The organism is Novosphingobium resinovorum (assembly GCF_027922145.1).
Classification (GTDB): domain Bacteria; phylum Pseudomonadota; class Alphaproteobacteria; order Sphingomonadales; family Sphingomonadaceae; genus Novosphingobium; species Novosphingobium resinovorum.
This window is the reverse complement of the sequence record NZ_BSFC01000003.1, coordinates 285228-308100: the sequence shown is the minus strand read 5'-3', so window position 1 is coordinate 308100 and position 22873 is coordinate 285228. Positions and strand designations below refer to the sequence as shown.

Sequence of the window (22873 nt, the reverse complement as noted above, 5' to 3'; positions counted from 1 at the left end):
AACCTGATCCTGCCGTAGATCGACGGTTCCTACACCACCCCGCGGGACACGACCGAAAGGGGTGGTAAGCGGTCATAGGTTAGCTGCTCTGAAGGCGACACAAGTGACATAAAATTTCTGGTGTCATTGGTGCGCGCATATTGATCCCGAGCGCAGTTCCGACACCGGGCACCTCGAAGGCAAGCCTTACCTCCACGCGATCGTCCCGAGGCACGCTGATCTCAGTTAGCCCCCCATAGCGACTGACGTGCTCCCCTGAAATGTGACCGATTTTGAGTAGAGTCCGACGAGAAGGAGTCGGACGGAATGAAGCGCAGCAGGTTCAGCGAAGAGCAGATCATCGCGATCTTGAAGGAGCAGGAGGCCGGGATGGCGACAGCGGATGTGTGCCGCCGCCACGGGATCAGCTCAGCGACGTTCTACAAGTGGAAGTCGAAGTATGGCAGCCTGGAGGTGTCGGAGGCTCGGCGCCTGCGCACGCTCGAGGAAGAGAACAGCCGGCTGAAGAAGTTGCTGGCCGAAGCCATGCTCGACAACGTGGTGTTGAAGGATCTGGCATCAAAAAAATGGTGACGCCCGGCGCTAAGCGGGATGCCGTCGCCCATGCCCGTGAGCATCACGGGCTGAGCGAGCGTCGGGCGTGCAACCTGGTTGGCGTGAGCCGGCGGGTGATCCGGTATCGATCGTCGCGTCCGGACTATGGTCCGCTGCGACAGCGTCTGCGCGAGCTGGCGGCCGAGCGTCGCCGCTTACTCGCCGCCATAGAAAGTCTTCTGCTTGCCGTCGAAGCGATAGGCGAGACGCCAGCGCTTCTTGCCGTTGGGCATGACGATGATGTGCAGGCCGCCGGCATCGGATTTCTTGATCGGCTTGTCGCGGGCGGTGAGGGTGGTGAGGATTTGGTCGGTCAGCATGGTCGGCACCTTGGGCTCTGCTGTCGCTGATCCGTTCCTGCCTAGGCCGATTTAGCTGCCTTCGAGGCCTGTTTTACCAACAGGATGACCAACAAATCGCATGACACTGCCTGATCGGAATGGCTCCGGTGTGAGACAGATTATCCGAAATATGTCATTGAAAAAGTAGATTTTTTCGATACCTCTTGAGACCTTGTTGGTCAAAATGGGCCGAAATATTGGCTGGGGCGGCAGGATTCGAACCTGCGAATGCCGGTACCAAAAACCGGTGCCTTACCACTTGGCGACGCCCCAGCGGATCGGCCGTGCATGGCGCCGCCGATCGGGAGAGGGGCGCTTAGCGTGTTGTCCCGGCGCTGGGAAGAGGTTTTCCAGCGTCGGGCACATCATTTTCAGGCGTTCAGCACCGCGTCGATGTCGGCGGCGCTGTGGCGCTCGGGCAAGAAGCCTTCGCCCTTGCGGTTAACGATGCGGCCACGGCGCACCGGCTCGCGCGCGCCCAGTTCCTCGCCCCAGCGCGTGAGGTTCTCGTAGCTCGGGACGTCGAGGAACGTCGCCGCGTCGCCATAGGCGTCGCCGCGCACGAAGCCGCCGAACCAGCCGTAGGCGGCAATGTCGGCGATGGTGTACTCGTCACCCGCCAGATAGCGCGTTTCGCCGAGGCGCTTGTCGGCGACGTCAAGGATGCGCTTGGCCTCCATCGCGTAGCGGTCGATCGGGTACTGGTACTTTTCCGGCGCATAGGCGTAGAAGTGGCCGAAGCCGCCGCCCAGCATCGGCGCGCTACCCATCTGCCACATCAGCCAGTTCATGCATTCGGTGCGGCCGGGGCCGGAGGTGGGCATGAAGGCGCCGAACTTCTCGGCAAGGTGGAACAGGATCGAACCCGATTCGAACACGCGTACCGGCTCTGGGCCGGACAGGTCGAGCAGGGCGGGGATCTTGGAGTTCGGGTTGATCGACACGAAACCCGAGGAGAACTGGTCGCTGTCCGAGATCGAGATCAGCCACGCATCGTATTCTGCGGCATATCCGGCGGCGAGCAGCTCCTCGAGCATGATCGTCACCTTCTGTCCGTTCGGGGTGCCGAGCGAATGGAGCTGGAAGGGATGCTCCCCGCGCGGCAGTTCGCGTTCGAAGCGGGCACCGGCGGTCGGGCGGTTGATGCCGGCGAACTCGCCGCCGTTAGGCTGGTCCCAGGTCCAGACCTTGGGCGGGGTGTAGGTGAGATCGGCCATGCTGGAACGCTCCTTGGGAGATGGAATACGGCGCACAGGTAGGTTCGCGAGGGGGCGCCGACAAGGCCGGGACATGGCAATAAAGGCGCTCCGTCCGGACGTTCGATCAAGCCGGTACGGTTGACAGCGGGGAGCTTCGCGCGTGCAATCCGCCTATCGGATAAAGGGACGAGGGGAGACCGCGCCATGAACACCACCGTCGCCATGCGGCCGGCAGGTAACCGCACCGTCGAGACGATCCGGGGGCAGCATCACAAGTTCATGCTCATCCCGATGATCGAGCGCAATGCCCGATGGTTCGACGCCGGGCCGGTCTCGATCGCGGTGGAGGCACGGGCGCTGGGGGATTCGCCGCAGCGCATGGTCCGGGGGCCGAGCATCCACGTCTTCAACGCCGCTCGCACCGAAGAATACCTGCGCTTCGATGTTTTCGGGCGGGTGCTGCACTATCACTACATCCTCAATGCAGAGGGGCACAACGTGCTGTGGGGCTACGACCCGGACGTCAACGGGCCGATGATTCCGTGGGTGGTCGCAGCCTTGCTGCACCGGCTGCCGGTGATGCTGCGCCGTGCCGGGACCGAGGTTCTGGCGGACGAAATTGAGCAGCAGGGCTGGGACAGCTCCGTCCTGCCCGATGTCGCACGGGAGGCGGCGGCGGCGCTTGCTCCGCGCGAAGACGACATGGTCAGGGCGCGCGAGGGGATGGACTGGATGTACGAATGGAAACGCATCCATCCGCAGTTCAATACGGTGGAGGAGGGGGAGTACTGAGCCTCCCCCGAATCCCCTGCTTCAGCCGATCTTGCGGATCCAGCCGTGAGTGTCCGGCGCTTCGCCGCGCTGGATCGACACGAGGCGGTTCTTCAGCTTGCCGGTCAGCTGGCCGGGGCCGCCGGTGCCGATGGTGAAATCTCCATCGCGGCCCGAGACCTTGCCGACCGAGGTGACGACCGCAGCGGTGCCGCAGGCGAACGTCTCGATCAGCTTGCCCGAAGCGGCATCCGCGCGCCACTGGTCGAGGCTGTAGCGGCCTTCCGTCACCGTCAGGCCCTCTTCACGGGCGAGTTGCAGCAGGCTGTCACGGGTGATGCCGGGCAGGATGGTGCCGGTCAGTTCAGGAGTCAGCAGGGTGCCGTCGTCGAACGCGAAGTACAGGTTCATGCCGCCCAGTTCCTCGATCCACTTGTGCTCGGCGGCGTCGAGGAAGACGACCTGGTCATGGCCGCGCGCGATCGCTTCGGCTTGGGGGACGAGGCTGGCGGCGTAGTTGCCGCCGCACTTGGCTGCGCCGGTGCCGCCGGGGGCGGCGCGGGTATAGTCCGAAACCCAGATCGAGACGGCAGGCGCGCCCGACTTGAAGTAGTTGCCCGCCGGACTGGCGATGACGATGAACTTGTACTGCTTGGCCGGGCGCACGCCGAGGAACGCCTCGGTGGCGATCATGAACGGGCGCAGGTAGAGCGACGCGCCTTCGCCCTCGGGAATCCAGGCGCGGTCGATCTGCACCAGCTTCTCGATGGCTTCGACGAACACATTCTCGGGAAGCGCGGGCATGGCGAGACGCTCGGCCGACTGGTTGAAGCGCGCGGCGTTGGCTTCGGGGCGGAACAGCGCGATGGCGCCGTCGGCCTGCTTGTAGGCCTTGAGGCCCTCGAAGATTTCCTGCGCATAGTGCAGCACCGCCGCCGCCGGATCGAGCGGGATCGGCTGGCGAGGGCCGATTACCGCGTCATGCCAGCCCTGACCTTCAGTCCACTCGATCGTCACCATATGGTCGGTGAAATTGGTGCCGAAGCCAGGGTTCGCCAGCACGGCTGCGCGCGTCTCGGCGCTGGCGGGGGCGGGGTGGGCAAGGGTGGTGAAAGTCAGGCCGGCATCGGCGAGAGTCGCCATCGAACGTATCCTCAAGTCTGCAACAGAATTGCGCCGTTGAACGAAAATTTCGCAGAATGCAACCCGGAAGCAATATTGCTACTCAGACATTCAGTCTTAGCACGATGGTCCGGAGAGGCAAATCATCGAAGAATACCCCTCCGTCAGCGACTTCGCCGCTGCCACTTCCCCATCGCTTCGCGACAGGGAGGATCAAGCCCATCCTCCCTGTCGCGAAGCGATGGGGAGGGGAACCGCCGACGCAGTCGGCGGTGGTGGGGCGCACAAATGAGAAGGGCCGCACCGGCTTGCCGGTACGGCCCTTCGCATGGTCAGCGGCCGGGAAGTGCCGCCAGCGAAGCCTTTATCGCTTGTTTATCAGCGATAATGCCTCGCGACGGGAATTGCCGACCTCTCTGCTGAACCATGAGACATCGGATCACCTCCTTTCGCGCTGTTTAGCCATAGTGCGCCGCTTTCACGGCTGGGACTTCGGCTGCTCCCGGGCGCGTATCCCGAAGGCCGTTGTCTTGAGTGAAATCTGGTATATTCCGCAGCGCACAACAAGTCTTGAAAACTAATTTTTTCAGGTCATGATCTTCGCTTCCGGCCAGTTATCCCCAGCCGCGCGGTGATTTGAAATCGCTGCTTTTGGGGGCTCTGGAGTGCGGCCTGAAATCACCCTTTTTGATGTTGTGCGCGGCTTGGCTCCGTTCGACAGGCTCAGCCTGAGCGGGATTCAAAAGTGATCTCTCAATCCCGCTCACGCTGAGCTTGTCGAAGCCCCGTCGTTAAAGCGCTCCCTCAGCGGCAATCCTCGATCACACGCGAGATTTCGGTCCAGCTCGGCAGGTAGAGCGTGGGCTCTCCGGTCACTAATACGGCGAAGCGGCCGCGACTGAATGCCATGGCGTCGAGCGCCGAATCGCGGGCGGGCAGAGTGACGACCACGCCGCGCGGCGTGGCCGTGCCGGTCAGCGCGCGTGCGCCAGTGGAACTGGTGATCGACATGCCCACCGCTCCTGCCCGGGGCGCTGCGGCGCGCAGGAGGGTGACGGTGCGCGCGGTGTCGCACTGGACGATGAACTGGCCGTTCCCGAACGTCGCGCCCGAGGCGGCGCCGTTGCCCGCGTAGCTCCAGTTGCCCGGCGTCTGCGGTGCATCGCGCCAGTCTGCGGCCATTGGCGAGGGCGGCGGGGCAGTCGGAGTCGCCGGGCGGGGCTGCGGTGCATGCGTGGTGCCGGGGCGCGGGGCGGGCGTGCTCGGCGGCGGCGGTACGCATCCCGACAAAGCCGCCGTTGCAGCGAGACCGGTAAGAAGCAGGGCGGAAAGAGGGGTGGCGCGGCTGCGCGGATTTGCCTTCATGCCCGTGGTATGGAATGAGGCGCCGCCCATCTCAAGTGCATACCATCCCATGACCGACACGCCTCGCCCCCGTTCCCCTGACAAGAAACCTGCCAAAGTGCGGGTCGACCAGCTGTTGGTCGATCGCGGGCTGGCGGAGAGCCGTACCCGCGCGCAGGCGCTGGTGCTGGCGGGCCTCGTGTTCTCGGGCGAGACCAAGATCGCCAAGCCGGGCCAGTCGGTGAAGGACGACGCCGCCATCGAAGTGCGCGGCCGCGACCATCCCTGGGTCTCGCGCGGGGGGATCAAGCTGGCCCACGCGATCGAGCATTTCGGGCTCGATCCGAAGGGCGCGGTCGCCATGGACATCGGCAGTTCGACCGGCGGCTTTACCGACGTTTTGCTGACCAATGGCGCGAAGCGGGTGTTCGCGGTCGATTCGGGCACCAACCAGCTCGCGTGGAAACTGCGCACCGATCCGCGCGTGACCGTGCTTGAGCAGACCAGCGCTCGCATCCTTACCCCGGAGCAAATCGACGCGCCGTGCGACTGGGTGGTGTGCGACGCCAGCTTCATCGGCCTCGCCAAAGTGCTCGAAGTGCCGCTGCGCCTCGCCGCGCCGCGCTGCCGGGTGGTCGCGCTGATCAAGCCGCAGTTCGAGGTCGGGCGCGGCGAAGTGGGCAAGGGCGGCGTGGTCCGCGACCCGGCTCTCCACGCCCGCGTGTGTGAGGAAGTGCGCGAATGGCTGGAGGGCGACGGCTGGGAAATCCAGGGCATCGTCGAAAGCCCGATCAAGGGTCCTGAAGGAAACTTGGAGTTTCTCGTTTCGGCACACCGGGGTGACTGACTGTTCGCTAACGATTGCGCAGCGGCCCGCCGCGTACCACAAACCGCGCCATTCTTGGGTAAATTCCTGATTCGGGACCTTTTGCGCGCATGAACCTGTTAGCTTCCCCCGGCCAGTTGCGCGCCAGCCTGATGCGCTGGCTGCTGGTATGCGTTCCCGTCGTGCTGCTGCTGGGGTTCCTCTCCGGACAAATGGCGGGAAGCGGGCCGGGCAATCCGTGGTTCGACGCATTGGTGAAGCCCGCCGTCTATCCGCCGCCGGTGACTTTCGCGATCGTGTGGTCGGTGCTCTACGTGATGATGGGCGTGGCTCTGGCGATGGTGCTCGCGGCGCGCGGCGCGCGTGGACGCGGGATCGCGGTGCTGGCCTTCGCGGTGCAGTTCGTGCTGAACCTGGCGTGGTCGCCGGTGTTCTTCGGCATGCACCGGATGAGCGCGGCGCTGGTGCTGATCGCGGCGATCCTGCTGGCGGCGGTGGTGACGACGATACTCTTCGCCCGCGTGCGCACTGTCGCGGCGGCGCTGCTACTGCCTTACGTATTGTGGCTGGTCTTCGCGACTTATCTCAACTTCGCGTTCCTGCACGCCAACCCGGGCATGGACGGCGTGCAGCGTTCGAGCGCGGTGGAGCGGTTCGACATCTGATACCCCTTGCGCCTTGCCTTCGCGCGCTCCATTTAGGGCCCATGCAAAGCGAAAACCCCTTCGTCGCCGACTTCGCCAAGATGTTGAACAGCGCCGCCGGCACTCTTGCGGGCATGGGCCGCGAGGCGCGCGATTCCGCGCGTGAGCGCGTGAAGGAGTTCATGGGTGACATGGACTTCGTCAGCCGCGAGGAATTCGACGCGGTCAAGGAACTCGCCGCCACCGCGCGTGCAGAGACGGAATCGCTCAAGGCGCGGCTCGACGCGCTCGAGGCCAAGCTGAGCGCCAACTGATCAGCTTGCGTTATGTGCGCCGGGAACGTTTCTCGCGCACGCAGGGTTGAACATCGCGATAGCCCATGAAAGGCACGCGATGTTCACGCAGCTCAATCCTACTATTCCGCTTCACGTCGTCGGCAAGGGCGATGGCTATGCCATCGGCATGATCGACTACGGGCAGGAGCATAATCTGATCTGGGTCACCGCTCTCGACGGTTCGGGCGAGATCTGGTGTGCGCCCAACCAGACCGTCCGCCTCGGTCGCAACTGGACGATGGGGCGAGTGGAAAACCCCCTCATCACCAAGGACAAGCAGGCCGAGCACGCGCGCGCCGAGGTCGAGGAAATTTGCAACTGACGCATTGAACCGGCAGAGGAAGGCGCGATGCACTTTCGCGCCCCCGCCCTTGTCTGCGCCGCCCTGCCGCACGGCGAGAACGCCGTCATTGCGCGCCTGCTGACCGCCGACCACGGCCTCGTCGCGGCCTTCATCGCCGGGGGAAGGGGGCGCGAACTGCGGCCGGTCCTGATTCCCGGCAACACCGTCGAGGCGGACGTCCGCTCGAAGTCCGACACCCAGCTTCCCTTCGCCCGCCTTGAACTGCTCCAGAGCCGCGCGCCCTGGATCACGGAGCCGTTGCCCGCCGCCGCGATCGGCTGGGTCACCGCACTCGCGGCCTCGGTCCTGCCCGAGCGGCAGCCGTTTCCCGCTCTCTACGAGGCGCTGTCGGGCGTGCTGGAGGCGATCTGCGTCGCGCCGTCCGCGCGCGGCTGGGCGCTGGGGCTCCTGCGCTACGAAGTGCTGACATTGCGCGAACTGGGCTACGGCGCGCGAATTGCGCGCCCGCCGGAGCACGATTGGCCCGCGCTGCTGGCCACCTTCGACGCCATTGGTCGAGAATTGGCCCGCTACCCGCTTGCCGATCGCAGAAGAGACGTTATGGCGGCGCGCGTCCTGCTGCGCGAGCGGCTGGCTCGGATCGAGGCTTGAGGAAACGACTATGCGCATCGCTGTATTTGCCGGAGACGGGATCGGTCCCGAAGTGACTGCCGAGGCAGTCCGCGTGCTCGAAGCGCTGCAGATCGACGGTCTTGAGCTGGTCGAGGGCGACGTCGGCGGCGCGGCTTATCGCAAGCACGGCCACCCGCTGCCCGCCGCGACGCTCGAGATCGCGCGGTCTTCCGACGCGATCCTGTTCGGCGCAGTGGGCGACTTTTCGCTCGACCACCTGGAGCGCGCGCTGCGCCCCGAGCAGGCGGTGCTGGGCCTGCGCAAGGAGCTGGGCCTCTTCGCCAACTTGCGTCCCGCGACGGTGTTCAAGGGCCTTGAGGACCTCTCCACCCTGCGTCCGGAAGTCGCCGGCAAGATCGACCTGCTGATCGTGCGCGAACTCAACGGCGACGTGTACTTCGGCGAGAAGGGCACCCGCACGCTGGAAGACGGCCGCCGTCAGGGCTGGGACATGATGTCCTACGCCGAGGACGAAGTTCGACGCATCGCCCACGCCGGTTTCAAGGCCGCGCAGGGTCGCTCGAAGAAGCTGTGCTCGGTGGACAAGGCCAACGTGCTGGAAACCTCGCAGCTTTGGCGCGACGTAGTGATCGAGGTTTCGGCCGAGTACCCGGACGTCGAACTGACGCACATGTACGTCGACAACGCGGCGATGCAGCTGGTGAAGAACCCCGGCGCCTTCGACGTGATCGTCACCGGCAACCTGTTTGGCGACATTCTGAGCGATCAGGCCAGCATGTGCGTCGGTTCGATCGGCCTGCTCGCATCGGCCAGCCTCGCGGAAGGCAGCTTCGGCCTCTACGAGCCGATCCACGGTTCGGCCCCGGACATCGCGGGCAAGGGCCTGGCTAATCCGATGGCGACGATCCTTTCGGCCGCCATGCTGCTGCGCCACTCCTTCGGTCTCGAAGCCGAAGCCGCCCGCATCGAAGCCGCCGTTGCCGCTGCGCTCGCGGACGGTATCAAGGGCGGCGACCTCGGCGGCTCGGCCGGCACGAAGGAAATCGGTGACGCGGTGCTCGCGCGCCTGTAAAGGTTGCGCCGCTACGCAATAATCGTTTCTTGACGTTTACAACCTAAAAACAGGGCGCATGAACATTTCCACGACCGATCTCGCGCAGGCTTCCGAAGCCGCCGTTCGCGCAGTTTCGCCGCAGGCGAAGCCGCTGGAACTGGCGGTGGTCCTGCCGACCTACAACGAGCGCAAGAACATCGCGACGATGATCGAGCGACTCGACAAGGCGCTCGCCGGAATCACGTGGGAAGCCATCTACGTCGACGACAACAGCCCCGACGGCACCTCGGACGAGGCGCGCCGCCTGTCGCTGTCCGATCCGCGCGTGCGCTGCATCCAGCGCATCGGCCGCCGCGGCCTCGCCAGCGCCGCGATCGAGGGGATGTGCTCCACCGCCGCTCCTGTCGTCGCGGTGATGGACGCCGACCACCAGCACGATCCCGCGCTGCTGCCGGGCATGCTCAAGGCCGTCGCCTCGGGCGAGTACGACCTCGCCTATGCCTCGCGCTTCGCCGAGGGCGCCAGCACCGAGGCATGGGGCCGCCCCGACCGCGTCAAGGCATCGGGCTTCGCCAACCGCATCGCCAACAAGGTGACCGGAGTGGAGCTGACCGACCCGATGAGCGGCTTCTTCATGCTGCGCACCCAGACCCTGCGCGCCGACGCGCACCGCTTGTCGGGCGTCGGCTTCAAGATCCTGCTCGACATCCTGGCGACGGTGGACACCCCGCTGCGCGTCAAGGAATTCCCCCTCAACTTCGCCGCGCGAGCAGAAGGCGAAAGCAAGCTGGACCAGACCGTCGTGTTCGAATTCCTCGTGGGCCTTTACGACAAATGGCTGGGCCGGATCATCCCGACCCGTTTCGCGCTGTTCGGCACCGTGGGCGCCATGGGCGTGGTGGTGCAGCTGGCGGTGCTGTGGACGATGCTCCACGTCGTCTTCGGCGAGCGTTTCGTCTACGGCAACTGGTCCGAGAGCACGACCTTCAACATTGCGAACACGATCGCCGCGCTGGTGGCGATGACGTTCAATTTCGTGCTCAACAACGAACTGACCTATTCGGACAAGCGCCTGCGCGGCTTCGCGCCGTTGATGCGCGGCTGGGCGCAGTTCGCGCTGACCTGCTCGCTGGGCCTGCTCACCAACATCGGTTCGGCCGCCGTGCTCAAGACCATCGGCATCCACGACGTGCTGGCGGTGATCACCGGCGTGCTGCTGGCCTCGGTGTTCAACTTCGCGCTCTCGTCGAAGTTCGTCTGGGGCAAGTACTGATCCCGAACCGCACGCAAGCGGTTCTGCTGGGGCTGACGGCGCTATGGGCGCTCGTCAGCCTCATTGATTCGCCGTACCCGACCCTCGCGCCGCTGCAGAACCTGCCGACGCTGGTGATCGTCGCGGGGTTGTGGCTGGCGCTGCGGCGCTGGCCGATGCCGACGAGCGCTGTAGCCTGCGCCTGCCTGTTCCTGTGGCTGCACACGCTAGGCGGACGCTACATCTATTCCTTCGTTCCCTATGAGGACTGGGCGAGGGCGCTCGGCCTGCCGTCGCCCGCTGCGACGCTGGGATTGCAACGCAATTCGTGGGACCGGCTCGTCCATTTCAGCTTCGGGGCCTGCTGGGTCCATCCCATCTCGGCCTGGCTGGCACGGCACCGCAAGCTCTCGCTTTCGCTGGCGACTTACATCGCGGTCGAGTTCGTGCTGGCGGGCAGCGCGATCTATGAAATCTTCGAGTGGCTGTTGACCGTGTTCATGGCCGGGCCCGACGCGCTTGCCTACAACGGGCAGCAGGGCGATCCGTGGGACCCGCAAAAGGACATGGCGCTCGCCGGGATCAGCGCGGTGGCGGCGGCAGGGTTCCTGCGGCTGCGCACGCGGCTTACCGCCAGCTAGGCAGCCACATCCACAGGTTGTAGGCGTCCTTGAAGGGCAGCGGCCAGCCCGAGATGATCGGGTAGAACACCACGAACAGCGCCAGCGACAGGCCGAAGACCCACCGCGCCACCAGTCGCCAACGGTCGCGCCGGTCCCACAAGGCGTCGAGGCCGAGCGCCAGCAGCGCCATCAGGAACGCGCCCGGCAGCAGGTAGTGGTAGTAGAACTGCACCGGCTTGCCGTTCACCGCCCACATGCCCACGCACACGAAATAGAGCACCGCGAAGAACAGCACGTCCCGGCGGCCGCGGAAGAGGGCGGCCCACACACTCCAGAAGAACGCGAGGAGGCCCGCGATCATCGCCATCGGATTGCCGATCATCACCACGCCGCGGTGCGCGCCGTCGACGTTCTGGAACAGATACCAGATGCCCCGCCAGTCGACGATCCACTGATACCAGTACGTCTTGTAGGGGTGCGGCTTCTTCACGCTATCCTGCAGGCGTACCATCAGTTCGTGCTGTTGGACGAAGCCCCAGGGCGAGAGGGTATGGTGCGGGTAGAACATCGCCGGGATGAACGTCGCCCAGTAGACCGCGATCGGAAACAGGCCGAGCCACAGCGCGGCTTCGAGCAGGCTCACGCCCTTGATCGGCCCGGCCCCGCGCTTGCCGATGAAGACCGGCCCGGTATCCGCGATGCGCATGGCCAGGAAGGCAAGGCCGGGCATCGCCAGTGCCGGAGCACCGCTCCACTTCGCGCCCAGCGACAGGCCGAGGGCCAGGCCGCTCAGGATCAGGTGCAGGCGCGCGATGCCGGTGCGCTTCGCCCGCCAGGCGGCGGCGAACTGCCACAGGCCCACCATGCACATGCCTGCGGCGATCATGTCGAGCATGGCGATGCGGCTTTGCACGAACCACATGAAGTTGGTGGCCAGCAGCGCCGTCGCCAGCACCGCCGCGCGGCGCAGCTGCGTCACGTGCCAGACCAGCCGCGCAAAGGCGAACAGGCCGAGTCCGCCGAATAGTGCCGGGCCGAGGCGCCACGCCAGCGGCTTGTCGCCCAGCAGGTGGATGAAGCCGGCGATCACTTCCTTGGCGAACAGCGGATGTTCGCGGTTGGCGGGGATCAGCTCCAGCAGCTTGAGCGCGGCGGGGACGTAGTGAACCTCGTCGAAGTAGTAGCGCGAGGGGATCGTCAGCCGCCACAGCACCAGCGCCTGGAACGCAGCGACGATGAGAAGGCACCAGCCGAGCGGATCGCGATTTTGACGGGAGAGTGGCATCGGATGCGCGGATAAAGAGGGGCACGGGTTTGGGCAAGCGCTTGAGCGGTTCGCCCCACCCCGTCCGGCTAAGCCGCTTCGCGGCCAAGCCTACCGCCCATCCCGCATGGGGGAGGGGTAGCGAGACTTGGCAGTTTGCTGCCTAGTCGCAGCGGGGTGGGCCCAGCGCGCTTGCACAGACTCGCGCGCGCCCTTAGAGGCTTGCGCCATGAAACGCACCACCGGACAGGACCGCAGCCAGACCCAGAGCTGGCGCCCCGCAACCCGCGCCATCCGCGGAGGCACCTGGCGTTCGGAAATGGGCGAGACCAGCGAAGCGCTGTTCCTGACTTCGGGTTACAGCTACGACGATGCCGCCACGGTCGCCGCCCGCTTCCAGGGCGACGAGGAAGGCATGACCTACTCGCGCCTGCAGAACCCGACGGTGGCGATGCTGGAGGAGCGCATCGCCCTCCTCGAAGGCGCGGAAGCCTGCCGCACCCAGGCCACCGGCATGGCGGCGATGACCGCCGCGCTGCTGTGCCAGCTCTCGGCGGGCGACCACATGGTGAGCGCGCGCGCCGCCTTCGGTTCGTGCCGCTGGCTGGGTGATCACCTGCTGCCGCGCTTCGGCGTCGAGGTGACGCTGGTGGACGCCGGTGACACCGCGCAGTGGGAAGCGGCGATCCGCCCCAACACCAAGGTCTTTTTCTTCGAGACCCCGGCGAACCCGACCATGGGCGTTGCCGATCTTGCCGCTATCGCCGAGATCGCCAAGGCGCACGGCATCACCACGGTCGTCGACAACGCCTTCTGCTCGCCCGCGCTGCAGCGGCCGATGGAATTCGGCATCGATGTCGTCGCCTACTCCGCGACCAAGCTGATGGACGGGCAGGGGCGTGTGCTCGCGGGCGCCGTCTGCGGCTCCGAACAGTTCATCAACGACGTGCTGCTGCCGTTCCAGCGCAACACCGGCCCGAACCTCTCGCCCTTCAACGCCTGGGTCGTGCTCAAGGGCCTCGAGACGCTGGACCTGCGCGCCAAGAAGCAGAGCGAGAACGCGCTGGCTCTCGGCAAGTTCATGGAAGATCGGGTGCCCACGATCCTGCACCCCTGGCTCGACAGCCACCCGGCGCAGGCGCTGGCGATGAAGCAGATGGATGCTTGCGGGCCGATCTTCTCCTTCGTGCTCGACGGCGGCCGCGAACAGGCACACGGGTTGCTCGATGCGCTCAAGCTCATCGACATATCGAACAACATCGGCGACTCGCGTTCGCTGATGTGCCACCCGGCCTCGACCACGCACCACAACATGGGGGCGGAAGGCCGCGAGGCGATGGGCATCGGCGAAGGCATGCTGCGCATCAACGTCGGCCTCGAGGATATCGAAGACCTCAAGGAAGACATGGACCAGGCGTTGAAGGCCATCGGCCTTTAAAGTAGCGCCGACGCGGTCGCGTTGAAGAGCGACTGCCAGTTTAGCCTGCCAGCCCCCGACGCTGGCAGGCCGTTCCCCGATAGCTCAGCGGTAGAGCATTCGACTGTTAATCGAATGGCCGTAGGTTCGAATCCTACTCGGGGAGCCAAAGTCCGATAGCGGAGCAGATTGCCGGAACCTGCTCACTTCTACACGGTTGTAGCCTGAAAGAATCGTGGTTAGGTTGCCCGTGTCATGAAGGAACTGTTCCAGCACTCCGCGATCACCGACGGCCTCACCGTGCGTGTGGCCGTCAATTTCCTGCCCGAGCAATCGCGTATCGAGGCGGGTAAATGGTTCTGGGTGTATCACATCCGGATCGAGAACGAGACCGACCACACGCTGCAACTGATGACCCGTCACTGGCGCATCACCGATGCCAACGGCAAAGTCGATGTGGTCGAGGGCGAAGGCGTTGTTGGCGAACAGCCGTTGCTCGAACCGGGCCGCAGTCACGACTACGTCTCGGGATGCCCGCTCTCGACGCCGCAGGGTTCGATGGAGGGGTATTACACCTTCCGCCGCGATGACGGCACCGAATTCCGCGCCAGCATCCCCTTCTTCCCGCTTGCTGCGCCCGCGACCGCAGGCTGATATTGCCCCGCGCGATTGTGGCGCTTAGGGAAGCGTCATGAAGCGCACGCACCTGCCCCTCAACGCCCTGCGCGTCTTCGACGCAGCGGCACGCCATCTCTCGTTCACCCGCGCCGCCGACGAACTGGCGGTGACGCCCGCCGCCGTCGGCCAGCAGATCCGCGCGCTGGAAGACCTGCTCGGCGTGGTGCTGTTCCGCCGGACCAGCAAGGGGCTGGAACTGACCGAAGAGGCGGGCGCCGGCCTTGCCGCGCTGCGCAGCGGGTTCCTCCATTTCGAGGACGCCGTGCAGGCTATGCAGGCGGGGCAGTCGAGCCACGTCTACACCATCGCCTGCCCGCGCGAGTTCTTCGCCGCCTGGCTGGCACCGCGCCTTGCCGCATTTCGCGCGGCGAATCCGCAAGTGCGATACGTGCTGGTCGATGGCGAGATGACGGATTTCACAGAAGCTAACCTCGACCTCGCGGTGCGCTGGACGGATGGGCCGGGCGACCTTGAGGGCGTGGCGCTCGGTAGCGCCGAATGGGTCGAGGTCGGCTCGGGCGACTGGATCGGCTGGCCGGGCGACCCCGAGCCGGACGGTGAGGGAGAAGAGGCCAAGCCGCCGGTCGTGGTGAGCGATGCCGGGCAGGCGATCGCCGCCGCGCTGGCCGGGATCGGCCGTGCGCGCATTCCGGCGCTGCTTGCGGCGGGCGTCGCCGGGCGCGATGCGGCGGTAGGTGAACCTACGCCGAGCCGTCGTGGCTATTGGCTGGTCGCGCCCACGCCGCAATGGCGGCAGAAGAAGGTCAAGGAACTCGTCGCGGCGCTTACCGGAGATCAGTGAGACCGCAACCTCGCGCACGGTCCTTCGACAAGCTGAGGACGAGCGAGGTTTGGTAAAACCACCATCGTCATTGCGAGCGTAGCGAAGCAATCCGGGGCGGCTCAAGACTGCCCTGGATTGCTTCGCTACGCTCGCAATGACGATCGGTTCGGTTCGCGCTCAGGCTGAGCCCATCGAAGCCCCGGCGTGCGGGGCTTGACCGTTCAACCCAGCAGCGCGGCTTCCTTCTCCGCCAGCAGGCGGTCGATCTCGGCGCGGCTCTTCTTTTCCGCCGCCGTCTTGAGCTGGCCGCAAGCCGCATCGATGTCGCGCCCGCGCGGCGTGCGGACCGGCGCGGAAATCCCGCCCTGGAACACGATCTCCGAGAACGAACGGATGCGCTCGGGCGTCGAGCATTCGTAAGGCGCGCCGGGCCAGGGGTTGAACGGGATCAGGTTCACCTTGGCGGGCAGCTTGTAGTGCTTGAGCAAGCGGACCAGTTCGCGCGCGTCGTCATCGCTGTCGTTCTTGTCCTTGAGCATCACGTACTCGAAGGTGATGCGCCGCGCGTTGCTGGCGCGCGGATAGTCGGCGCAGGCCTGCAGCAACTGCTCGATGCCGTACTTCTTGTTCACCGGCACGATCTCGTCGCGCACTTCCTTGGTCACCGCGTGGAGCGAGACGGCAAGGTTGACGCCGATCTCCTCGCCGCAGCGCTCCATCTGCGGGATCACGCCCGAGGTGGACAGCGTGATGCGGCGCTTCGACAGGGCGAGCCCGTCGCCGTCCATCACCAGCTTGAGCGCATCGCGCACGTTGTCGAAGTTGTAGAGCGGCTCGCCCATGCCCATCATCACGATGTTGGTCAGCAGGCGGCCGCTGGGGTGGTAGCCGCCTTCCTCGTCATCGTCGTCACCAATGTCGTCCATCAATGCGGCGAGGCGGCGACTGTCTTCGGCGTTCTTGGGCCACTCACTGAGCGAATCGCGCGCCAGCATGACCTGGCCGACGATCTCGCCCACGGTCAGGTTGCGCACGAGGCGCATGGTGCCGGTGTGGCAGAAGCGGCAGTTGAGCGTGCAGCCGACCTGCGAGGAGACGCAGAGCGTCCCGCGATCGGCGTCGGGGATGAACACCATCTCGAAGTCGTGCGCGTCTGCCGTGCGCAGCAGCCACTTGCGGGTGCCATCGCTGGAATGCTGCGCCTCGACGATCTCCGGGCGGCCGATGACGAAGCGCTCCGCCAGCCAGGGACGCATGGTCTTGGCGATGTCGGTCATCGCCTCGAACTCGGTCACGCCGCGGTGGTAGAGCCAGTGGTAGACCTGCTTGGCGCGCAGCTTGGCGGCCTTCACGTCCAGTCCCGCGCCCTCGAACAGCTCGGCGATGCGCTTCTTGGGCAGGCCGATGAGGTCGATGCGCCCGTCCTCGCGCGGGGTCACGCCGTCCACCAGTGAAGGACGCGCCACGGTCATCGGGTCGACGTTGCCCGGGATCGGCGTGAGGCCGGCGGCGGTCGAGACCGCTGCGGGGGAGATGTGCTGCTCTGACATGATCGGCGGGCATATAGTGCATATCGCCCCGAAACGGAAGATGCGTGCCCATGCGAGCGAACGCGCGGGCCTGCGCGAACGGCGAGCGCTTCGCCAGGTTCCCGTCACACATCGCGCAAGGAACTCCGTCCATCGACGCAGTGTTGCGAAAAAACATCAACGATTTCGTTGTGTTAGGTTCAGGAAACTCCGGACCGTAGATCGGCTTTTGACCAGTCCAAGGCGGGGCGACCCGCTCACTGGCACCCGATGGGCAAGCGGGAACAGCCCGCCTCACGGGATCGTTTTTGGAGTACCGTTTATGAAGAAGATCCTTGTTTGTCTCGCCGCAGGAACCGCCATGGCCTCGGCCGCTCCGGCTTTCGCGCAGAATGTCGCGCCGGTCGATCCTTTTTCGCAGTTCCACGTCGAGGCGCTGGGCGGCTACGACGCCACCAAGGCGGGGAGCAGCGTTGACGACGACGTCAACGAGGACAACAACAAGACGGTCGACGGGTTCACCTACGGCGTCGGCGCGGGCTACGACTTCCGCGCGGGCAACCTTGTGGTCGGCCCCGAGGCAGAAGTGACCTGGTCCACCGCCAAAACCCGCTTCAACGACGGCGAGTTCGAGGGCTTCGGCCTCGGCAACGTCAAGGCGAACCGTGATCTCTACGTCGGCGCGCGCGTCGGTTACGTGATCAGCCCGAAGACGATGCTCTATGCCAAGGGTGGCTACACGAACGCCAAGTTCGACGTTCGCAGCACCTTCGGCACGGTCGACACCAATCGCGACATCGATGCCGACGGCTGGCGCATCGGTGCGGGCGTCGAGCAGGCGGTGACGAACAACGTCTTCGCCAAGATCGAGTACCGCTACTCGAACTACAGCAAGGGCGAGATCGACTACACGAACGAAATCCCCGACAGCCAGCGCTTCAACCTCGACCTCGACCGTCACCAGGTCATGGCGGGCGTGGGCGTGCGCTTCTAAGGTTTCACGACCTCATGGCGAGGGAAGGGCGGGGCCGTGGCTCCGCCCTTCTTCTATCTGAGCCGGGAGCAGCCGATCAGCGCGGCGTCCATGGCGGAAGCGGCCCCGGGCAGGACATACGTATCGCCGAAAGGCAGCCCCCGGTCGTCGCGCGCGCCGATGGTCATCGTGCGGGCAGAGCGCATGGCGGCGCTGATCGCGGCGTTGTCGGCATCGCTGCGCGGCCATGCATCGCCGCCGCCGCCGGTCAGTTGCAGGCGCCTGTCACCGATGCGAAGGGTGATCACCGCATTCTGCGCGAGCTTGCGCGACAGCCGGAAATGCACCTGCCCCCGCGCTCCGCGACTCGGCCATGTGCCGATCGCCGCGTAAGGCTGGTAGTCACGCCGCTTTGCGCTCGGCTCGGCCTTGGCGATGGCGTAGCAGCGCGGGACGAGCGGATCGCGAAAGGCGCCCCATGTGCCGTAGAGGCCGAGGCTCTCGCGGGCCTGTGCCGAGGGGGCGAGCGCAAGGCATGACAGGGACAGGAGAGCTGCGAAGCGAAGCATTTCAGAACAGGCTCCACAGCGGGTTCTTCGGGTCGGAGAGCAGCTTCACCGTCAGTGCGAAGGACATGACGACGAGCAGCGGCCGCACGCCCTTGCCGCCGTAGCGGATCGCGAGACGCGCGCCGACCTGGTTGCCCGCGACGTTCGCCGCCGCCATGCCCGCGCCCAGCAGCCACAGTACCTTGCCGCCCGCGATCATCGCCAGCAGCCCGGCGACGTTGGTGGACAGGTTCAGGAACTTGGTATTGGCGATCGCGCGCACGAGGCCGAGCCCGCCCAGCGCCACCAGCGCCGTCGTCAGGAACGAGCCGGTGCCGGGGCCGAAGAACCCGTCGTAGAAACCGATGCCGGTGGTGATCAGCGTCAGCCCCACGCGGCCGACGCGGGCGTGGCGATCGACCTCGCTCATCGGCGGGGCGAGCAGGAAGTAGAGCCCCATCGCGATCAGCAGCACCGGCACGAAGGCGGCGAGGAACTTGGGATCGACGAACTGCACCGCCGTTCCGCCCGCCACCGACCCAATGAAGGCGCCGAGCGCCGGAAAGGCGAAGGCTTTCAGGTCTACATGCCCGGCGCGGTGGAAGGTCAGGAAGGCGGAGGACGTGCCGATGGTGCTCTGCAGCTTGTTGGTCGCCAGCGCAGAGACGGGCGGTATGCCCGCTGCCATCAGCGCCGGGATCGTCAGCAGCCCGCCGCCGCCCGCCAGCGCGTCGACCCCGCCCGCAAGAAAGGCGATGGCGATGAGGAAGCCGATCGCTTCGACGCTCAACTCCATCATGGGTAGCTTACCGCCATGATCTCCCACTCCTTCTCGCCGGACGGGAGGCGCACGATGCGCAAGTCGCCCACGCCTGCGCCGCGCAGGGCGCGGGCGATCGGGGCGCTCCAGCCGATGCGGCCGGTGGAGGCGTCCTGTTCGTCGTCGCCGACGATGGTGATGGTCAGGCGCTCGTCGTCCTCGTCGGCGAGTTCGACGGTGGCGCCGAAGAAGACTTTGCCGCGCTCGGTCTGGTCGGCCGGATCGACGACCCGCAGCGCCTTCATGCGGCGGGCGAGGAAGGCCAGTTCGCGGTCGATCTCGCGCATACGCTTGCGGCCGTAGAGATAGTCGCCGTTCTCGGAGCGGTCGCCGTTGCCCGCCGCCCACGATACGATCTCCACGATCTCGGGGCGCTCCTTGCCGAGCAGGTGGTCGTAGCGGGCGCGCAAGGCGGCCATGCCAGTGGGAGAGATGGGAGGACCGGCGGGTTTCATGTCGCCGCTGATAGGGCGAGCGGCGCCCGATTAGAAGCGGCGTTTGCGCGTCATCAACCATGCCAGCGCGCAGGTGCCGACGAGCGGGCCGATCCAGTCGATCCACTGGTCCACCTTGGGCCAGACGCGCAAATCGAACGGCCCCCACCACGGCATGTTCGCGCGCAGGCCGTGGCCGAACTGCTCGATCCAGCGATACTCCGCCTGCGCCGCCTCGCGCCCGATGAAATAGGCGCTTGCGAGCGCCGCGCCGGTCCACCAGTTGCCGGTCAGGCGGGCGACGAGGACCTGCACCGCCAGCGCCAGCAGCAGATGTTCGAGGTACATCACCGGGCGGGCGCAGCGATCAGCCCGGCGCGCGCTTGCCCGGCATCAGCCGCGAGAGCTTGTTCGCGCCGTTGTAGTCCGACTTCTCCGGATACATCGTCTCGTAGACCACGGCGTTTTCCAGCACGCGCTGGACGTAGTTCTTGGTCTCGTAGATCGGGATCTGCTCCAGCCAGTCGAGCCACTCGACGGAGCCGGTGCGCGGATCGCCGTTGGCGCGCAGCCACTTGTTCACGTTGCCGGGGCCGGCGTTGTAGGCGGCAATGGCCAGCGGAAGCGCACCACCGAAGTAGTCCTTCACGCGGCGGAAGTAGGCGTCGCCCAGCAGGATGTTGTAGCTGGGATCGCTGATCAGCGAGTCCTGATTGTAGGCGAGGCCCATCTTGCCCGCCTGCTCGCGCGCGGTGCCAGGCATCAGCTGCATCAACCCGCGTGCGCCCGCGTGGCTGAGCGCGTTCTGGGCGAACTGGCTTTCCTGCCGGGCGAGGGCATGCACCATCGTCCAGTCGGTGCCCTGCGGGGTCGGCACCAGCGGGAAGGAAATCTTGCCGAACTGGTCGAACCCGCCCGCGTGCGCGCTCTGGCCCATGATGACGGCGAGGTCGCGGCGGCCGATCTCACGCGCCAGATCGGCGACGAGCACGTAGTCCTCGGCGGTCTGCGCCTGGTTGGAGATCTCGCGGTAGAACTGCACGCCGGTGCGCCAGTCGGCGTCGCGGGCGACGTCGCGCACCGCCCGCGTGATCGGCAGCGAGGCGAACGAGGTGCGCTGGGCCATGCTCGGCACCGCGCTCGGCCGGGTGTCGAGGTTGGGGATCGGGCGGCTCAGCCGTTCGAGCGAAAGCTGGCCGTAGAAGTACTGCGGATACTGCGCCGCCATCTCGAAGTAGCGGTTGGCGCCTGCCGTGTCGCCGCCCATCGCGGCGGCGCGGCCAGCCCAGTAGAAGCCCTTGGAGCGCGTGCCCGGCGTCTGCGCGGCGGCGCCGTAGCGGTAGAACAGCGGTGCGGCCTGACGGGGGCTGGAGAGGCTCCACAGTGCCTTGGTGCCGCCCAGCCACATCAGCGTGGTGTAGTCGTCGCGCACGCGGAAGGACTGGCGGCTGACGTCCGTGCCGGGGGCGAAGGCGTCGTCGATCGAGGCGGCGATGCGCACCGCGCTCGATGCGTCGGCGGCTTTCGCGGCGGTGAGCAGTTCGCGCACCCACTGCTCGGGCTGGGCTACCGGGCGCGACAGTGGCGGGCGATTGGCGAGCAGGCTCACCGCACCGGCGCTGTTGCCCGAACGGCGCGCCTGCACCGCGCGGTTGTAGATATAGCCGGGGTCGGACGCGATGCCGGAGGGCAGGCTCATCCCCAGCGTACCGGGGGCGGAGCCTTGCAGCAGCGTCAGGCGCTCCATGAACTCGGAGCGGCGCGCGGCGGAGACGAAGGAAATCTGCCGCTCGGCCTGCGCGGTTTCGCCCTGCCACAGCAGCGCATCCATGCGCGCGTCGTGATCGGCGGCGGTGAACTGGCCTCGATAAAGGCCGAGGAGGGCGGCCTCGTCCGAATCGATCAGCGCCCCCATGCGCCAGGCGGCGACGGCATTGGTCGCGGCATCCGCGCGGCGCATCGTCGAGAGCGCCACGGCATAGCGGCCCGCCGCGCGGCTGCCGATCGGGGCGAAGCGGTCGAAATAGCCGATCACCGCCTGGGCCGAGGGCGATTCGGTCAGCAGCGCCTTTTCGGCATAGCCCCTGATCTTGTCCTGCTGCGGATAGCCCGGATAGGTCAGCAGGAACGAGGTATAGGCGGCGAAGCCCATGCGGTCGTTGGCGCTCAGCAGCTTCCACTGGTCGATCGACTGATGAACGTTCATGTCGTGCGTCTGCATCGACTGCGCCCTTGCCGCATCCCATTCGCGGCCGTCCGGCGTCCCGTAGGGCGACGTTGACTGGGCGAGTGCGGGAACGGCAAAAACGGTGAAAGAAATGCTCAGCAGCAGGTGGGGGGCGCGCAACATGCTGGACATTTTCTCAAGAGGCTCCTTATCAGGCGCTGAACGTGACGTTCAGCAAGCGGGGTTGTTCCCCGGCTGAGCGATCATTGAGCATCGCTAAGAGGTAAAGTCCATGTTCTCCGGCTCGATTCCCGCGCTTGTCACACCGTTTCGCGACGGGGCGTTCGACGAACAGGCTTTCCGCCGCCTTGTCGACTGGCAGATCGAATCGGGCTCCTCCGCGCTCGTCCCCTGCGGCACCACGGGTGAGAACTCGACGCTGTCGAACGCCGAACACCACCGCGTCATCGAAGTCTGCATCGAGCAGGCGGCGGGCCGCGTGCCGATCATCGCCGGCTGCGGCAGCAACGACACGATGAACGCGCTGCTGCACATGAACTTCTCGAAGAAGTGCGGCGCGGCCGCCGCGCTGCTGGTCGCGCCCTACTACAACCGCCCGAGCCAGGCGGGCCTGCTGGCGCACTTCAGCTATCTTGCCGAGAACAACGATCTGCCGATCGTGCTTTACAACGTGCCCGGCCGCACCGTCACCGACCTGTTGCCCGAGACCGTCTGCGAACTCGCCCGCCGCTTCCCGGGGCGCTTCATCGCGATCAAGGACGCGAGCGGCGACCTCAGCCGCGTGACCGACCACCGCATGGGCATCGGCAAGGACTTCGTGCAGCTTTGCGGCGATGACGAACTGGCGCTGCCGTTCAACGCGGCGGGCGGCGTCGGCTGCATTTCGGTGACCGCCAACGTCGCGCCTGCCTTGTGCGCCGAATTCCAGGCCGCCTGCGCCGCCAATGATCTGGAGAAGGCGCGCGAGTTGAACGACCGCCTCTACCCACTGCACTACGCCATGTTCGAGGACAGCTCGCCGGGGCCGTGCAAGTACGCGCTGGCGCAAGTCCACGACTGGATGGAGAACGAACTGCGCCTGCCGCTCGTCACCTGCGGCGAAGCGGCGATGAAGTCGGTGGACGAGGCGCTGGTCCACGCCGGCCTGGTGTAAGGCTTCCGCGGCGCCCCGGCACAAGTCCGGGGCGCCGCGCCTT

25 protein-coding genes, 2 tRNA genes and 1 pseudogene are annotated in these 22873 nt (G+C 66.2%); 16 read left to right on the top strand and 12 right to left on the bottom strand.

What is annotated here, in order from left to right:
• Positions 1-306 precede the first annotated feature (306 nt).
• A pseudogene (locus tag PKE80_RS02970) lies at positions 307-749 on the top strand (transposase); the annotation flags it as partial.
• Here the strand turns inward: PKE80_RS02970 and PKE80_RS02965 are convergent.
• The 3 genes from PKE80_RS02965 to yghU all read right to left on the bottom strand — a co-directional run bounded on the left by PKE80_RS02965 (position 750) and on the right by yghU (position 2152).
• Positions 750-914, bottom strand: a complete 165-nt coding sequence (locus tag PKE80_RS02965) for an Arm DNA-binding domain-containing protein (RefSeq protein WP_271181215.1) — start codon at positions 912-914, stop codon at positions 750-752.
• Positions 915-1133: 219 nt separating this feature from the next.
• Positions 1134-1208, bottom strand: a tRNA-Gln gene (locus tag PKE80_RS02960).
• Between the two features lie 98 nt (positions 1209-1306).
• Positions 1307-2152 (bottom strand): glutathione-dependent disulfide-bond oxidoreductase, encoded by an 846-nt coding sequence (gene yghU, locus PKE80_RS02955; protein WP_271181214.1) that lies wholly within the window; start codon positions 2150-2152, stop codon positions 1307-1309.
• Positions 2153-2338: 186 nt separating this feature from the next.
• Here yghU and PKE80_RS02950 point away from each other — a divergent pair, with 186 nt between their 5' ends.
• Positions 2339-2926: a DUF7700 domain-containing protein gene (locus PKE80_RS02950; protein WP_271181213.1), complete on the top strand. Its 588-nt coding sequence runs from the start codon at positions 2339-2341 to the stop codon at positions 2924-2926.
• Positions 2927-2947: 21 nt separating this feature from the next.
• Here PKE80_RS02950 and PKE80_RS02945 read toward each other — a convergent pair whose 3' ends face one another.
• Positions 2948-4048: a branched-chain amino acid aminotransferase gene (locus PKE80_RS02945; RefSeq protein WP_271181212.1), complete on the bottom strand. Its 1101-nt coding sequence runs from the start codon at positions 4046-4048 to the stop codon at positions 2948-2950.
• 783 nt (positions 4049-4831) lie between these two features.
• Positions 4832-5392: a hypothetical protein gene (locus tag PKE80_RS02940; RefSeq protein ID WP_271181211.1), complete on the bottom strand. Its 561-nt coding sequence runs from the start codon at positions 5390-5392 to the stop codon at positions 4832-4834.
• Between the two features lie 49 nt (positions 5393-5441).
• Between PKE80_RS02940 and PKE80_RS02935 the strand changes: the two genes are divergently transcribed.
• The 8 genes from PKE80_RS02935 to PKE80_RS02900 all read left to right on the top strand — a co-directional run bounded on the left by PKE80_RS02935 (position 5442) and on the right by PKE80_RS02900 (position 11060).
• The gene (locus tag PKE80_RS02935; RefSeq protein ID WP_271181210.1) at positions 5442-6218 is read left to right on the top strand and encodes a TlyA family RNA methyltransferase; all 777 of its coding nucleotides are present in this window, start codon (positions 5442-5444) and stop codon (positions 6216-6218) included.
• Between the two features lie 89 nt (positions 6219-6307).
• Positions 6308-6862, top strand: a complete 555-nt coding sequence (locus PKE80_RS02930; RefSeq protein ID WP_271181209.1) for a TspO/MBR family protein — start codon at positions 6308-6310, stop codon at positions 6860-6862.
• Positions 6863-6903: 41 nt separating this feature from the next.
• Positions 6904-7155 carry an accessory factor UbiK family protein gene (locus PKE80_RS02925; RefSeq protein WP_271181208.1) on the top strand — a complete coding sequence of 84 codons (252 nt, stop codon included), beginning with the start codon at positions 6904-6906 and terminating at the stop codon, positions 7153-7155.
• Positions 7156-7234: 79 nt separating this feature from the next.
• Positions 7235-7498 carry a hypothetical protein gene (locus PKE80_RS02920; protein ID WP_008832516.1) on the top strand — a complete coding sequence of 88 codons (264 nt, stop codon included), beginning with the start codon at positions 7235-7237 and terminating at the stop codon, positions 7496-7498.
• Positions 7499-7525: 27 nt separating this feature from the next.
• A complete protein-coding gene (gene recO / locus PKE80_RS02915) occupies positions 7526-8131 on the top strand; it encodes a DNA repair protein RecO (RefSeq protein ID WP_271181207.1) in 606 nt (201 codons plus the stop codon).
• Positions 8132-8141: 10 nt separating this feature from the next.
• On the top strand, positions 8142-9185 hold the full coding sequence (leuB, locus tag PKE80_RS02910) for a 3-isopropylmalate dehydrogenase (RefSeq protein ID WP_271181206.1): 1044 nt from the start codon (positions 8142-8144) through the stop codon (positions 9183-9185).
• Positions 9186-9243: 58 nt separating this feature from the next.
• On the top strand, positions 9244-10440 hold the full coding sequence (locus PKE80_RS02905) for a glycosyltransferase (RefSeq protein ID WP_271181205.1): 1197 nt from the start codon (positions 9244-9246) through the stop codon (positions 10438-10440).
• A complete protein-coding gene (locus PKE80_RS02900; RefSeq protein ID WP_488168475.1) occupies positions 10425-11060 on the top strand; it encodes a DUF2238 domain-containing protein in 636 nt (211 codons plus the stop codon). Before PKE80_RS02905 ends, PKE80_RS02900 begins: the two co-directional genes overlap by 16 nt.
• Here the strand turns inward: PKE80_RS02900 and PKE80_RS02895 are convergent.
• Complete coding sequence (locus tag PKE80_RS02895; RefSeq protein ID WP_271181203.1) at positions 11047-12327, bottom strand: phospholipid carrier-dependent glycosyltransferase; 1281 nt, start codon at positions 12325-12327, stop codon at positions 11047-11049. The genes PKE80_RS02900 and PKE80_RS02895 overlap by 14 nt on opposite strands.
• 208 nt (positions 12328-12535) lie before the next feature.
• Between PKE80_RS02895 and PKE80_RS02890 the strand changes: the two genes are divergently transcribed.
• From PKE80_RS02890 to PKE80_RS02875, 4 genes are all read left to right on the top strand, one after another.
• Entirely contained in the window at positions 12536-13744 is a 1209-nt protein-coding gene (locus tag PKE80_RS02890) for a trans-sulfuration enzyme family protein (protein ID WP_271181202.1), read from the top strand.
• Between the two features lie 73 nt (positions 13745-13817).
• A tRNA-Asn gene (locus PKE80_RS02885) sits at positions 13818-13892 on the top strand.
• 86 nt (positions 13893-13978) lie between these two features.
• Entirely contained in the window at positions 13979-14377 is a 399-nt protein-coding gene (apaG, locus tag PKE80_RS02880) for a Co2+/Mg2+ efflux facilitator ApaG/CorD (RefSeq protein ID WP_008831267.1), read from the top strand.
• Between the two features lie 37 nt (positions 14378-14414).
• Positions 14415-15203 carry a LysR family transcriptional regulator gene (locus PKE80_RS02875; protein WP_271181201.1) on the top strand — a complete coding sequence of 263 codons (789 nt, stop codon included), beginning with the start codon at positions 14415-14417 and terminating at the stop codon, positions 15201-15203.
• A 203-nt stretch (positions 15204-15406) separates the two neighbouring features.
• Here PKE80_RS02875 and rlmN read toward each other — a convergent pair whose 3' ends face one another.
• Positions 15407-16735, bottom strand: coding sequence for a 23S rRNA (adenine(2503)-C(2))-methyltransferase RlmN (rlmN, locus tag PKE80_RS02870; protein WP_271181200.1), 1329 nt, complete (start codon positions 16733-16735; stop codon positions 15407-15409).
• Between the two features lie 301 nt (positions 16736-17036).
• Here rlmN and PKE80_RS02865 point away from each other — a divergent pair, with 301 nt between their 5' ends.
• On the top strand, positions 17037-17708 hold the full coding sequence (locus PKE80_RS02865; RefSeq protein ID WP_037520291.1) for an outer membrane protein: 672 nt from the start codon (positions 17037-17039) through the stop codon (positions 17706-17708).
• Between the two features lie 53 nt (positions 17709-17761).
• Here the strand turns inward: PKE80_RS02865 and PKE80_RS02860 are convergent, their stop codons facing one another.
• Genes PKE80_RS02860 through PKE80_RS02840 form a run of 5 tightly spaced genes read right to left on the bottom strand, consistent with a single transcriptional unit; the run spans position 17762 to position 21848 of the window.
• Positions 17762-18256, bottom strand: coding sequence for a hypothetical protein (locus tag PKE80_RS02860; protein WP_271181199.1), 495 nt, complete (start codon positions 18254-18256; stop codon positions 17762-17764).
• Between the two features lies 1 nt (position 18257).
• Positions 18258-19031, bottom strand: coding sequence for a TSUP family transporter (locus PKE80_RS02855; RefSeq protein WP_309298974.1), 774 nt, complete (start codon positions 19029-19031; stop codon positions 18258-18260).
• On the bottom strand, positions 19031-19510 hold the full coding sequence (gene greB, locus PKE80_RS02850; RefSeq protein ID WP_036523799.1) for a transcription elongation factor GreB: 480 nt from the start codon (positions 19508-19510) through the stop codon (positions 19031-19033). The genes PKE80_RS02855 and greB overlap by 1 nt, the downstream gene beginning before the upstream one ends.
• A gap of 30 nt (positions 19511-19540) precedes the next feature.
• Positions 19541-19837 (bottom strand): hypothetical protein, encoded by a 297-nt coding sequence (locus PKE80_RS02845; RefSeq protein WP_271181197.1) that lies wholly within the window; start codon positions 19835-19837, stop codon positions 19541-19543.
• 19 nt (positions 19838-19856) lie between these two features.
• The gene (locus PKE80_RS02840) at positions 19857-21848 is read right to left on the bottom strand and encodes a lytic transglycosylase domain-containing protein (RefSeq protein ID WP_271181196.1); all 1992 of its coding nucleotides are present in this window, start codon (positions 21846-21848) and stop codon (positions 19857-19859) included.
• A gap of 100 nt (positions 21849-21948) precedes the next feature.
• Here PKE80_RS02840 and dapA point away from each other — a divergent pair, with 100 nt between their 5' ends.
• A complete protein-coding gene (gene dapA / locus PKE80_RS02835; protein ID WP_271181195.1) occupies positions 21949-22830 on the top strand; it encodes a 4-hydroxy-tetrahydrodipicolinate synthase in 882 nt (293 codons plus the stop codon).
• Positions 22831-22873 lie beyond the last annotated feature (43 nt).